The 14,539-nt window shown below is 44.4% G+C and carries 5 protein-coding genes and 5 pseudogenes; 5 read left to right on the plus strand and 5 right to left on the minus strand.

Translation table 11 applies throughout. The annotated features are described in order from the left end of the window. Positions 1-42 precede the first annotated feature (42 nt). The 3 genes and pseudogenes from PKHYL_RS09225 (at position 43) to PKHYL_RS09235 (ending at position 5,336) form a co-directional block, all read left to right on the plus strand. The gene (locus PKHYL_RS09225) at positions 43-819 is read left to right on the plus strand and encodes an ABC transporter permease (RefSeq protein ID WP_240364987.1); all 777 of its coding nucleotides are present in this window, start codon (positions 43-45) and stop codon (positions 817-819) included. 568 nt (positions 820-1,387) lie between these two features. Then, a complete protein-coding gene (locus tag PKHYL_RS09230; protein WP_240364988.1) occupies positions 1,388-3,085 on the plus strand; it encodes an AMP-binding protein in 1,698 nt (565 codons plus the stop codon). A 560-nt stretch (positions 3,086-3,645) separates the two neighbouring features. Beyond that, positions 3,646-5,336: pseudogene (locus PKHYL_RS09235) on the plus strand (AMP-binding protein). 93 nt (positions 5,337-5,429) lie between these two features. Here PKHYL_RS09235 and PKHYL_RS09240 read toward each other — a convergent pair. The 5 genes and pseudogenes from PKHYL_RS09240 to sohB form a co-directional block, all read right to left on the minus strand. Continuing rightward, positions 5,430-6,299: an SDR family oxidoreductase gene (locus PKHYL_RS09240; RefSeq protein ID WP_186474628.1), complete on the minus strand. Its 870-nt coding sequence runs from the start codon at positions 6,297-6,299 to the stop codon at positions 5,430-5,432. Positions 6,300-6,458: 159 nt separating this feature from the next. Continuing rightward, positions 6,459-7,220: a histidine phosphatase family protein gene (locus PKHYL_RS09245; protein WP_071001466.1), complete on the minus strand. Its 762-nt coding sequence runs from the start codon at positions 7,218-7,220 to the stop codon at positions 6,459-6,461. Between the two features lie 42 nt (positions 7,221-7,262). Beyond that, positions 7,263-8,505: pseudogene (locus tag PKHYL_RS09250) on the minus strand (phosphotransferase family protein). A 189-nt stretch (positions 8,506-8,694) separates the two neighbouring features. After that, positions 8,695-9,959, minus strand: a pseudogene (locus PKHYL_RS09255) (acyl-CoA dehydrogenase family protein). Positions 9,960-10,210: 251 nt separating this feature from the next. Further along, positions 10,211-11,191: pseudogene (gene sohB, locus PKHYL_RS09260) on the minus strand (protease SohB). 359 nt (positions 11,192-11,550) lie between these two features. Here sohB and aspS point away from each other — a divergent pair. Both aspS and PKHYL_RS09270 read left to right on the plus strand, forming a co-directional pair. Continuing rightward, a pseudogene (gene aspS / locus PKHYL_RS09265) lies at positions 11,551-13,365 on the plus strand (aspartate--tRNA ligase); the annotation flags it as partial. Between the two features lie 93 nt (positions 13,366-13,458). Beyond that, a complete protein-coding gene (locus PKHYL_RS09270) occupies positions 13,459-14,460 on the plus strand; it encodes a lysophospholipid acyltransferase family protein (RefSeq protein WP_240364990.1) in 1,002 nt (333 codons plus the stop codon). Positions 14,461-14,539: the final 79 nt, after the last annotated feature.

Genomic DNA, 14,539 nt, shown 5'->3' on the forward strand with positions numbered 1-14,539 from the left:
CTGCCTTCCTTTATAATGAGCCCCATCAACGGTATGAATCATATGCAAGTATTTTTAACTTACAGTGATATTGCGCTTGCCAGTTGTATGATTATCATCGTATTACTCATCTCATGGCAACTGCGCTTAAAACTGACAAAAACGCTGTTGATAGCTGCTATTCGCACCATTGTGCAGCTTAGCTTTATCGGTCTGATACTGGCATGGATTTTTGCCCGTGAGCAGTGGTATGAAGTGTTGCTGATTTTGACCATTATGACCCTGATTGCAGGGAGTGCTGCCAAAAATCGTGTCAAACGCAGCTATAAAGGGTTGCTAACCGATACGCTAATAGCCGTCGGCACCTCAGCGACACTGGTCACTGCAATAGCGATGATCGTTATCCTAAGAGTACAGCCTTGGTATACGCCGCAATTCATTATTCCTATACTGGGGCTGATATTAGGCAATTCTTTGACTGCCATCTCATTAACGAGCAATCAGTTGATCGAAGCTTTTCATGAGCAGCAAGGGCGTATCGAGATGATGCTGAGTCTTTCTGCTCGACCATTTGAGGCCGTCCATGAGCAGATTCGTGCCGCAATCACAAATGGCATGACCCCAACGCTCAACTCTATGCTAGTCGTCGGTATTGTCAGCTTGCCCGGTATGATGACGGGGCAAATATTGGCTGGTGCCGACCCCACACAAGCGGTCCGCTATCAGATAATCACGATGTTTTTGATCTGTGTGAGTAGCACACTTGGCTGTACCATCAGCGCGCTGCTCATTTATCGACGCTTTTTTAATAAAAACAAGCAGTTTATTCTGCCTCATTGATACCATTTTCTCTTTGCATGATATTCATCTTATTGACCATCAAACGTTGCCAGCTTAGTGACTTGCACCATGAATGAGTCATATCCATTTTAATACTTACGCAATCACTTCTCTGTTTTATCAATAAATCCTTCTACCCTATTGACACGTTTGACTCACTCAAAAACTTATCTTGCGGTAGCAAATTTCTTATACATCATATACCTGCTGTAGTGTTCAGCTTTATCTATGTACTGCTCAGTCTTGCTTTCTATTATTGTCTTCAACATTATTCATGCTACTGTATTGCTTAAATGTATCGTTTTTTTGATACCGTAGTTGCAAAAACCAGATAATATCTACTTGAAATACAGCTTATTTCTTTCATTGCATTATCTAATTGTTTGATTCATTTAACTCACCCATCAGTAGTTAATTAGATTGAACAACGGCAACAACAGCAAGCAGACATGGACGTTACTGCATCCAATAGCAGGTTAATCACATTAATGCTGATTTGTGATATTGACATGCATATGACTGCTTTCTTAAAAACATTCACCTATATCAAACTGCAAGGACGCTGACTATGATGCCGAACAAACCTTGGCTTGCCAATTATCCCGATGGTGTACCTAAGACTATCAACCCTGATAGATATAGCAGCATAATGGAGCTGTACGAGGAATGCTTTGACCGCTTTCGTATGCACCCTATGAGTATCTGTATGGGTGTGACTCATACTTATCATGATGTCAATAACGCCTCGTTGGCCGTCGCCGCATGGCTACAATCTCAGGGACTACCACAAGGCAGTGTGGTGGCACTGATGATGCCAAACGTGCCGCAGTATCTGCCCACGATGATTGGTATCTTGCGGGCAGGCTATGTATGCACCCCAGTCAATCCACTCTATACAGGCCGCGAGCTGCGTCATCAGCTCAACGACTCAGGCGCACAAATTATCTTTGTGGTAGACAACTTTGCCCAAGCGCTCGAGCAGGTCATCGGCGAGACCAAAATCAAACGTATTGTCTTATCAAAAATGGGCGATATGATGGGGCTCAAAGGCATCTTGGTCAATACTATCATTCGCCAAGTCAAACGTCTGGTCCCCAAATACAAGCTCAACGACCCAAAGTATCAAGTCACCAAACTCCCTGATGTGCTCAAAAAGGCAAAAACCTTCCCTTTCAAAAAGCCAAAAATGTCACTTGATCAAAAGGCGTTTTTGCAATATACCGGCGGCACGACAGGATTATCAAAGGGTGCCATCTTGTCGCAGCGTAATATCGTGGCGGCGGCGATGCAATCAGAGGCTTGGACCCGCCCTATCACCTCTGAGATCAATGAGGTATATATCAATATGGTCATGGCGCTACCGCTGTATCATATCTTTGCCTTTATGCTCAGCTTGCTCGGCATGCGCTCAGGTTATACCTTTATTTTGATACCCAACCCGCGCGATATACCAGGGTTTATCAAAACCTTATCAAAACAGCCTTTCCATATTTTTCCAGCGGTCAATACGCTGTTTAAAGGCTTGCTAGATCATCCAGACTTTAAACACCTAGATTTTAGCTCGCTACGTATCTCGCAGGCAGGTGGTATGGCGGCGACCGAACAAACCGCCACTCGCTGGCTTGAGACCACTGGCTGTGCGATGATCGAAGGTTGGGGGATGACCGAAGGCGTGGCGGTCGGTACGGCCAACGTCATCACAGATCGTAAGTTTAACGGCACAATTGGTGTGCCCGTCCCTAGCGTCGATGCCATTGTGATTGATGATGAGGGCAAGCGCGTCGGTGTAAACCAAGCAGGCGAGCTGTGTATCAAAGGCCCTAACGTCACCTCAGGTTATTTAAACAGAGACAGCAGTGATGACTTTACCAGCGATGGTTACTTCCGTACTGGTGATATCGTTAGTATGGATGAAAAAGGCTATTTTAGACTGTTGGACCGTAAAAAAGACATGATTTTGGTCTCTGGTTTTAACGTCTTTCCTAATGAGATTGAGTCTGTCATGCTTGACTGCGACGGTATCGTTGATTGTGCGGTCATTGGTATTCCTGATGAGCGCCAAGGCGAGGCAGTCAAAATCTATGTGGTGCCTGCGGACAACAATGTCACCAAAGAAGCTATCAAAGAATTTGCGCTGGACAACTTAACGGGTTATAAATGTCCGCGCTATATTGAATTTGTGAGTGATCTGCCAAAGAGTAATGTTGGTAAAGTATTACGTCAAAAACTGCGTGAGAAACATCATGCAGACCACCCTCAACACTAAGTAGCTTCTCTTGAAAAAAGCGCCCTATATCAATAATAAGGCGCTTTTTGTTGCACCTATTTGCTTTTAATGTCTCATTGAAAGATAAATGTATCGAGCACAAATTTTTATCTACTCTGATCAATTCTGTATACCCTTCACTCTCCAACATATATTTTTTCATATATCAAACCCAAATATAAACTATCAAGTTCTCGTATGCCTGTAACGAGTTTAGTTGTAGTTATGTTAATGTAAACCCGCAATGTGTCACTAAGTTTTCTGTCGATTTAGATTAATCGAATATTGACTTTAGACACGTCAAAACTGTTGATTTGAAAGGTATTTCAATTTTAGAAACAGTAACCCGTTATTTGATCTACCCAGAAGCGTATTTATTAAGCGTTTAGTCTTGGTAGTTAAATCAAATTTTATAGAGGACTCTGTACGTTAGCAGTATGTGAAAACAAAGGATAGCACTCGACAATTTATTGCTCAAAGAGCAATGATGTATATCGTCGACATGGATGTGACTACTTTTTTATAGACCCTTAACTTATCTTAATTTAAGGACGCTTGGCATGACAGTAGAGAAACCTTGGCTTGCTCAATACCCAGAAAACGTACCCAAGACCATTAATCCCGATCAATATGAAAGCCTCATAGAGTTGTATGAAGAGTGCTTCAACCGTTTTCGTATGCATCCGATGACTATCTGCATGGGTGTGACTCATACTTATGATGACGTTGACAAAGCATCATTGGCAGTAGCAGCATGGTTACAAGCTCAAGGCTTACCTAAAGGCAGCGTCGTGGCACTCATGATGCCAAACGTTCCACAATATTTACCAATCATGATTGGTATCTTACGCGCAGGTTACGTCTGTACCCCGATCAACCCACTATATACAGGTCGTGAGCTGCGTCATCAATTGAATGACTCAGGCGCTCAGGTGATTTTTGTGGTGGATAACTTTGCTCAAGCGCTAGAGCAAGTCATTGAAGAGACCAATATCAAGCGTATTGTACTCTCAAAAATGGGCGATATGATGGGCTTAAAAGGTATTTTGGTAAATACTGTCATCCGTCAAGTCAAACGCTTAGTGCCTAAATACAATCTAAATGACCCTAAGTACAAAGTCACGAAATTCCCTGAAGTACTGAAAAAGGACGTAATCTACCGCTTCAAGCACCCAAAGCCACCTTGCAGCAAAAAGCGATTTTGCAGTACACAGGCGGCACAACGGGTCTGTCTAAGGGTGCTGTTTTGACGCAGCGTAATGTCGTCGCAGCGGCGATGCAATCAGAAGCATGGTATCGTCCAGTCACCTCAGATATCAATGAGGTATATATCAATATGGTAATGGCATTGCCGCTCTATCATATTTTTGCGTTTATGCTCAGCTTACTTGGTATGCGTTCAGGCTACACTTTTATTCTAGTACCCAATCCGCGTGATATGCCAGGGTTTATCAAAACGCTATCAAAACAACCGTTCCATATTTTCCCTGCGGTAAACACTTTGTTTAAAGGTTTACTTGATCAGCCAAATTTCAAAGATTTGGACTTTAGCTCATTGCGTATCACGCAAGCCGGTGGTATGGCGGCAACCGAGCAAACAGCAGCCCGTTGGTTAGAAGTTACTGGCTGTCCGATGGTTGAAGGTTGGGGTATGACTGAAGGTGTTGCAGCGGGTACCGCCAACGTCATTACTGATCGTAAGTTCAACGGTACAATCGGCATACCAGTTCCTAGTGTCGATATCATCGTCGTTGACGAAAATGGTGAACGTGTCGCCATGCATGAGGCAGGTGAGATGTGCATCAAAGGCCCAAACGTCATGTCAGGCTATTTCAATCGAGACAATACCAATGATTTCACAAGCGATGGTTACTTCCGTACTGGCGATATTGTGAGCATGGATGAAAAAGGCTACTTCACTTTACTAGACCGTAAAAAAGATATGATTTTGGTGTCAGGATTCAATGTATTTCCAAATGAGATTGAAGCGGTCATGCTTGACCATGAAGGTATCGTCGATTGCGCCGTGATTGGTATCCCTGATGAAAAACAAGGTGAAGCCGTCAAAATCTATATTGTGCCTGCAGACAACAATGTCACCAAAGAAGACATCAAAGAGTTTGCATTAGACAATTTAACGGGTTATAAGTGCCCGCGTCATATCGAGTTTGTCAGCGAACTACCAAAAAGTAATGTCGGTAAAGTATTGCGTCAAAAGCTACGTGAGCAGCACATATCAGACAACCCGTAAACACTATAATCTGTACATGATTATCTAGCCATAGAGACAAAAAGCCCACTGTTATTAGAGTGGGCTTTTGTTTTATTGCACGAGCGTGTTGCATCAGCTCAATCGACTCATCACTTGCAGCGGCAAACGCTTCATCGCCTGTCCCACGATTGACCATGGTAAGCTCGGTACACACGCCTCTTCTACCTCGGCCTCAATCGCGGCAACGATCGCTTTGGTACCTGTCTCAGTATCGACTTCAAACGGCAATGGCTTGGCATTCGTATTAATCTCAGTACGGATGTAACCGGGATAAATAGTAGAGACCTTAATAGGCAACTTAGTCAATAGCATATCAGCACGAATCCCTTCTGCAAGATGTGCCAAACCTGCTTTACTCGCGCCGTAAGCTGTCAGGTGCTTAGGCAGGCCACGCATCGCTGACATGCTCGACATGACGACCAGATGACCACTGTTTTGAGCCCGAAAGATATTCATCGCCGCTTCGCATTGTGCCAATGCCGAGATGAAATTAATCTCAACGGTACGGCGATTGGTATCAAAACGTCCTTTACCAATACGGCGACTATCGCCAATCCCTGCATTGACCACGATACGATCAATAGTGCCAAAGTCAGCAGCAAATGCGTCAAATACCTTAAAAACAGCATCATAATCACTGACATCTAACGCTTGGTATTCAACGCGTATATTAGGATATGCTGCTACCAGCTCTGACTGCAAGCGCTCTAAACGATCAGTACGGCGCGCACAGATAGCAAGATTATAACCAAGCTTAGCAAACAATCTTGCCATACCCTCGCCCAATCCTGAGCTTGCTCCTGTGATCAGGACGGTTTTGCCTTGACCAACCTGCTGTTTGTTTAGGTCTTTTAGATAGCGTGATGGCTGAACGGCGCTAAATACCTGAGCTTTACTTTGTTTGGCGCTTTTAGTGACTAAATTAAGCAGTTTGTGTTGCATAAGCCCTCCCTTGTATCGACTCTAAATGACACTCCAGTTTTATAGATCCTCTGTACCAACGACAAAAACTGGTTGACTAAAATCGTTTATTGTAATGGCTAATGCTCTACAAATACGTGGCGATTATGTATAAAAGCGCATCCAAACCCATTGACTCAATTATCGCCACGTCACAAACTGCTTACCTTCAGAAAATAAATGACTGTATTCATTTAAAGACAATAAATGCGCGCGCTGACTCTTTAGGGTGATCGATGTCACGCCCGTATTGACTAAGCTCTTATTTAACTGATAAGCGGTTTGACTGCCTTGGCTCAGTAGCTTTGCGGTAATGGCAGCGATGACACCGCCTGAGGTAAAGACCAATACAGTGCTATGTTGGTCTAAGTGCATATCGGCTATCTTTGTACGTACTTGTTCAAGCGCTTGCTGCGCTCGCTCATTGAACTGCGGCCAGCTTTCAATATAATCCTGATCATTGTTGCCACCATGCCAGCGCTGCATCGCTTGATCAAACAGCTCAGCAAGACGCCGATTTGGTGATTGAGCATTGGCAATTTCAGCGGATATCTCAGCTTGGTTATCAAAATCACCAGCGGATTTCACAAACACATCTTTGTGATTGAACTCGTCAAATTGTGGCAAAATATAGCTTTCATGCTCATCAAAGTTGATGGCTGTCGCAATGGCCATGTCGTCATTATTGGCCTGAGCAAACGGTTGATACCCTTGCCAAAAATGGCGAGCAGAGTCTTGTTGCCTGACCAGATTACCCGTAAATATCGCATCGATACGGCGCTGGGTATTTGCATAGTGTTGACCCAGCATTTTTGCTTGGGTTTCACCTAGCTCTGACAGCCGATCATAGTTTTCTTGACCAAAAGAAGCCTGACCATGACGGGCTAAAAGTATGGTTGTCATAAAATACTGCCTTTTATTATATTGTCCAAATTGCGGTTTTTCTTATACTTCAGCTGAATCAGAGGGCTTAGCAAAATAGCCTTTTGGTAAAATGCCTTTCACTACTTTTTGTACAGGGTCTGGCAATTTCTCAATCGTTGCCGCATCGACTCCTCTGTCTTCTAAATATGGCTGAACGTGTGTATTGAACAGCGCTTCGCCTTCATATTGTGCAATCAGTTTGAGACATTTGGCATGCATGACATGTATGGCAAGCCACGCGTTTTTAAATGCTGGATTGGTGGTTTGTTTATGATAGTAGCGATAGTAGATTTGCTGAATGATACCTGATAGACGAAACAGCCCAAACACTTCATAAAAGGTCCAGTTATCTATCTGTAGTCCAGATTTTTCTAGATAATAAGCAACCACTTCGTCACGCGTCATCATACCTTCTAAGTGAGTTGGCTGGCGACGAAACTGCTGCATGACAATATTGTCGTCTTCCTCAATCCAGTAAGCCAACGCACTACCCAAGTCCATTAGTGGATCGCCAAGGGTTGCCATCTCCCAATCGAGGACTCCGATAACTTTAGTCGGCTCGTTTGCATCGAGTATGACGTTGTCAAAGCGCCAGTCATTGTGAATAATGCACGTTTTGCTATCAGCAGGGTATGCTTTTGAGCCACTGTCTGACCAAGGCAAAGCTTGGGACGTTGGGTGTCTTTGCTTTGATATAACGCTTGTCCCAGCCACTAATTTGGCGCGCGCAGTAGCCATCACCGCGACCCAAATCAACCAAATCAGGATGCGCTGTATAATCTATTTGATGCAGCTCTACTAGCGCATCTAAAACATTGGTGCAAAGCTGACGGATTTGTTCAGGATCTAGATCGACCCCTTTTGGTAAATTGGCACGGGGAATGATCCCTTCCATACGCTCCATGACATAGAAATCAGCACCGATGACAGATTCATCTGTACATAGCGCAATCATTTCGGGCACATAAGGATAAGCATTTTTTAATGCTTTTTGAACGGTATATTCGCGTACCATGTCGTGCGCAGATTTTGCCTTGGTACCTTTTGGTGGACGGCGTAAGATAAGATCTTGGTTTTTATCATCGCCTTCATATTGTAAGCGATACGTCCAGTTAGAAGCCCCGCCTGAGAACTGAGTGACTGTAGGCTCGCCTACGACATCGACACCTTGGCTACGTAGCCATGCGCTGATAGCTTTGGCATCAAGCTCCTCACCCTCACGCACCGCGCCGCCTTTATCTAATACTCTATGGTCAGTTGACATGTGACATTCCTTATCCTGTGATCAGTTATTTTTATAACTTATGCTTATAGTAGTAAAAAATTAGTAGTAAAAAACAGTCATAGTGATGGAAAATTCACTACTAAATCGTTAATAGTGAATTTCCAATTTTTTATTTTCAGCAATAGTGGCGTGAGCAACTTAAGGTTTACTCACACCCATTGATTAATATTAGGTTTTGTTAGACTTAGAACGGCTAAAGCCCTGACGCTTTAGCTCTAGCTTGGCAATCATGGTTTTATGTACTTCATCAGGACCATCTGCCAACCGTAGCACACGAGCTTGCGCATAGAAATTTGGTAACAATGTGTCTTGGCACACACCCATGCCACCATGAATCTGAATCGCCATATCAACCACTTCTTGTAACACCGTTGGCGCAACCACTTTGATCGCAGAGATTTCAGTGAGTGCCGCTTTGGTTCCTTGAGCATCCATTTTTGCGCCGCATAAAGGGTTAGCAAGCGCGCTTGATCAATTTTGATACGCGCCTCAGAGATACGCTCAAAGTTTCCACCCAATTGTAGTAATGGTTTACCAAAGGCCGTGCGCGACATGCCGCGTTTCACCGCCAGCTCTAAAGACTTCTCAGCCGCGCCGATACAACGCATGCAGTGATGAATACGACCTGGCCCCAAGCGACCTTGCGCAATCTCAAAACCCTTACCCGGCCCACCAATAAAGTGACTGACGGGCACACGTACATTATCAAAGCTGACCTCACCATGACCGTGCGGCGCATCATAATCGCCAAACACTTTAAGCATACGTTTAATATTCACACCCGCAGTATTGACTGGTACCAGTACCATCGAGTGCTGATGATGACGATCTGCGCTTTCATCCGCGGTATAGGCCATAACAATCAAAATATCAACCGCAGGATCGCCAAGGCCCGATGACCACCATTTGCTACCATTAATGACAATTTCATCACCATCGACCACAGCAGTTGCTTGCATATTGGTGGCATCGCTTGAGGCCACATCAGGCTCAGTCATACAAAACACTGAGCGGGTCTCACCTTCTAATAGCGGCGTGAGCCATTTGTCTTGCTGTTCTTGCGTACCATAGCGCCATAATAGCTCCATATTGCCGCTGTCAGGCGCATTGCAGTTAAACACATGCGGCGCGAGCAAACTGCGACCCGTCAGCTCTGCAATTGGTGCATAATCAGTGACTGAAAGCCCTGCACCTAAAGTGTCGTCAGGTAAGAATAAGTTCCATAAACCCGCTTCACGTGCTTGTTTGCGTAGGTTGTCATAAGCGTCTGGCCATTCCCAGTTTTCCCAGTTTCCATCAGGATTTTTCTTATGACATTCTTCCCAGAATTGGGCTTCGATGGGTTCAATATGCGTTTCAATGAACGCTTTGACTTTGGCATGCATGGCTTGACCATGTTCCGTTGCGGTAAACATTAAATTGTCGCTAGACATAAATGACTTCCTTTTCTTTATTGATTGTCTAAATCAGGTTTTGACAAAAAGCTCTGCGAGATCTTTAATGCGAGCTTTAGTGTACGGACGTATACTGTTTTCTGTATCCTACATTTATAACACAGCAATTATGATTAAACAGCAAAAGGCGCGACCCGTTAGGACACGCCTTTTACAAAATACAAACAGTGTATTGCTGAACATATGACCGCTAAAATATTAGCCATCAGACATCATAATGATATCTAACACTATTTTAGAATATTCAAACGGCTGTTTAGCTCAAAACGTGCGAGCGCATCTGGCAGTTTATCCACTGCCATACTGAGCGTCGCTTCTGCGGCTTGCGCAAGACCCAGCTTCTCTGCCAGCGTCGGCTTTTGACGTGAATGTAATGCGTACACCTCATTGTCTTCCATACGCTCTAAGATGTAGCTGTCAGAGGTTTGTAAGCTGTCAATCAGGTTAAGCTTCAACGCATCTTCACCATACCAATGCTCACCTGTGGCTACTTTGGCAACATCAAGTTCTGGACGATAGGTATTGACGAAATGCTTGAATAGCTCGTGCGTCTGCTCTAGCTCTTCTTGGTATTTGGCACGATCTTCGGCATCGTTTTCGCCAAACACAGTCACCGTGCGTTTATAGTCGCCAGCCGTAAACATCTCATAATCGACATCATGGTTTTTGAGCCATTTATGAAAGTTTGGCAATTGTGACACCACGCCGATTGAGCCAATAATCGCAAATGGCGCTGCCACCACATTGTCTGCCACGCACGCCATCATGTAGCCACCACTTGCCGCCACTTTATCGACGCAGACCGTTAGCTTTAGACCAGCGTCCTTTAAGCGCACCAATTGCGCGGCTGCCAATCCATAACCATGCACCAAACCGCCACCTGATTCGAGGCGTACAATCACTTCATCGCCTTTGTTAGCCGTACTGATTAAGGTGCTGATTTCTTCGCGCAGATGCTTAACGGCAGTGGCTTTGATATCACCTTCAAAATCCAAAACAAAAACTTGCGAGGCATTGTCAGGATTTTTTTTCTGCTTTTACTTTTTACTTTTAGCGCCTGCTTGGCTTTTTTTTGCCATAGTTTTTTTGAATGCTTTAAGCGCAGCTTTGCCTTGGGTGGCTTCCATTAAATCTTCACGGCGCTGTTTTTGCGCTTCATTTAAGTGTCTTACTTTTAGCTCAACCGGGTTTTTTGGTGGATGAAATAGCATGATTACAAATCCCTCAAGTCAGTAGGTATATCACTATAGATGTTTTTATTCAGGTATGGTTGATATGCGCACGCTCGCTGGTATTTTCAAGCAAAATGACAATATTTAACCTAATATAGATATCGCTCAATAAATACAGCCGATACCAATGCATGGCTACGCTTTGATTGAACTCAGCCGGTTGTATAACAAAGGTAGATTAGGCATAATATGCGTTTATATCAAATTTTCTGCAGCCAACGTGATGACCCTTTGTCTTGATCGCGTTGTTTGTGTGTTTTTTGGCAAATCGCTTGAAACGCACAGCAATGGCTGCATTATTGTACTTCGAATTGGGCTGATAACTGGATAACAATATTATGACGCAAAGCACTATGACGCAAAGCGAATACCGAGACGAATATTGCGGAGCTGTAACCGAGAGCTTGCTTGAGCAAACCATTAGTATCGTAGGCTGGGTACATCGTCGTCGCGATCACGGTGGCGTGATTTTCTTAGACATGCGTGACCGCGCGGGTATCTTGCAGGTGGTTGTCGATCCTGATACACCAGAAGCTTTTGCAACGGCCGATGCGGTACGTCCTGAATACGTACTAAAAATCACTGGCCGCGTACGTCGTCGTTATGAAGGTACTGAAAATAACAATATGACCAGTGGCCAAATTGAGCTATTGGGCAAAGAAATTGAAGTACTGGCCAAATCTGAAACACCGCCATTTCCCTTGAATGACGAAAAAACGACTGTGTCAGAAGACTTACGTCTAAAATATCGCTATCTCGATATGCGTCGTCCGCACATGCAAGAGCGTATGGTATTCCGTGCCAAGGCAACCTCAGCGATTCGTCGTTATTTAGATGATCATGGTTTCTTGGATGTAGAGACACCTATTTTGACACGTGCAACGCCAGAAGGTGCGCGTGATTATCTTGTACCATCACGTACCCGTCCTGGTAACTTCTTTGCCCTGCCGCAATCACCACAGCTATTTAAGCAATTATTGATGGTGTCAGGTTTTGACCGTTATTATCAAATCGCGAAATGCTTCCGTGATGAAGATTTACGTGCCGATCGTCAGCCTGAATTTACACAGGTCGATATCGAGACATCTTTCTTGAACGAAGAAGAGATCATGAACATCAACGAAGGTCTGATCAAGCATTTGTTCAAGACCATGATGGATGTTGAGTTCGAGCAATTCCCTCGCATGACATATGCTGAAGCAATGCGCGACTATGCATCAGACAAGCCTGATTTACGTATTCCACTGAAACTGGTTGACGTTGCCGATTTGATGAAAGACGTTGATTTCAAGGTATTTGCCGGTCCTGCTAACGATCCTAAAGGTCGCGTCGCTGCCCTTCGCATTCCTGGTGGCGCTTCATTGAGCCGTAAGCAAATCGATGCTTATACCAAATTCGTCGGTATCTATGGTGCACGCGGCTTGGCTTATATCAAAGTCAATGACGCAAGCCTCATCACCAATGGTGTGGATAAAGAGTCTGGCCTACAATCACCAATCATCAAAAATATGACTGATGATGTACTTGTGAGCTTGATTGAGCGTACTGCTGCAGAAGATGGCGATATTATTTTCTTTGGTGCAGATAAAGCCAGTATCGTGAATGACGCAATCGGCGCATTACGCCAGAAAATCGGTCTAGACTTAGACATGACCACTTGTGAGTGGGCGCCGCTTTGGGTGACTGACTTCCCGATGTTTGAGCAAACCGATGACGGTCAATGGACGTCAATGCATCATCCATTTACCAAGCCTAGAGGCTCTGTTGAGGAGCTGAAAAACAACCCAGAGTCTGCGCTATCTATCGCTTACGACATGGTATTGAACGGCACTGAGATTGGTGGTGGTAGCTTACGTATCAATACTTATGATATGCAGCAAGCCGTCCTTGAGGCATTGGGTATCGGCGAGCAAGAGGCAGAAGACAAGTTTGGTTTCTTACTTGATGCCCTAAAATTTGGTGCACCACCGCACGGCGGTTTGGCGTTTGGTTTGGATCGCTTGATTATGCTTATGGTAGGCGCTGACTCTATCCGTGATGTGATCGCATTCCCGAAAACCAAAACTGCTGAGTGCCCACTAACTCAAGCTCCTGCTGGAGTGGATAGTAAGCAGCTACGTGATCTTGGTATCCGTGTGCGTGAAAAGCACAAGCCGACACCAACAAACCTGCTCAATAAAACATTTGATGATGTACTATTGCTGTCTACAGTGCTTGTTACGCGATTCATCGCCATGTGAGTGGTTATGAATCCGTATCATGTTTTCAAATTCGTGCCATTGTCTGTACTACAGATGCTGGCACGTTTTGTCGCTTGGGTGATCGTCAAGATACCAAGTCTTAGCATCATGCGTACCATTCATATTAATATGGCGCTGATTACTGACAAATTGTCTGAGCCGCAAAAACGCGCACTGACCAAAGACATCATCTATCATCAATGTCTGAGCAGTATTGAATCTATCAAAAGCTGGGCAATGCCACCTGAATGGAGTATTGCCCAGATTCGTGACGTCCATAATAAAGATATTCTACTAGAAGGTCTTGCCAATCCCAATGGCATGCTGGCTATCGTCCCTCATCTCGGTACATGGGAGATGATGAACGCGTGGCTCAATCAGTTTGGTTCGCCAACTATTATGTACAAGCCTGTGGACGGCAGATTCGCTAATGAGTTTATTCTTCAAGGGCGTGCGCGTCTCAATGCAACCTTGGTGCCTACCGATGGTAGCGGTGTTAAAGCCGTGTTTAAAACCCTCAAGCAAGGCGGCTTTAGTATTGTATTACCAGACCACGTCCCAGATCCGTCAGGCGGCGTAGTCGTTCCTTTCTTTGGTATCAAAACATTAACCAGTACCCTTGCCTCAAAACTGGCGAGCAAAACCAAATGTGCCTTAGTTGGCTTGTCTTGTATTCGTCGTAATGATGGACGCGGTTTTGATATTTACTGCTATAAGCTCGACGATCCAGCGCTATATGACCGCAATACCGAAGTCGCGACTCACGCACTCAATCAAGCTATGGAGCATATGATTAAAGACAACTATAGTCACTATATGTGGGGCTATCGACGTTTTAAGCGCATACCAAATCTAGGCAATCCTTACCGAAAAGATAAAGCCACTTTAGCAGCCTTTATTCGGTCTCATCACGCTAATGCTAGTCGTTCTGGTAACGATGTAAGTGGTTCTTTACTGATGACACTAACATCGATAATCGCAAGTAATAACTGTACTATCGTTTACTGATTTAGACATATCATCAATCACAGTTATGCTAATATTGGCTAAGTTCTGTACCCTCTAATTTCTATTAGCCCTTCATTTA

Source organism: Psychrobacter sp. KH172YL61 (genome assembly GCF_007182895.1).
In the GTDB taxonomy this organism is placed as follows: domain Bacteria; phylum Pseudomonadota; class Gammaproteobacteria; order Pseudomonadales; family Moraxellaceae; genus Psychrobacter; species Psychrobacter pacificensis.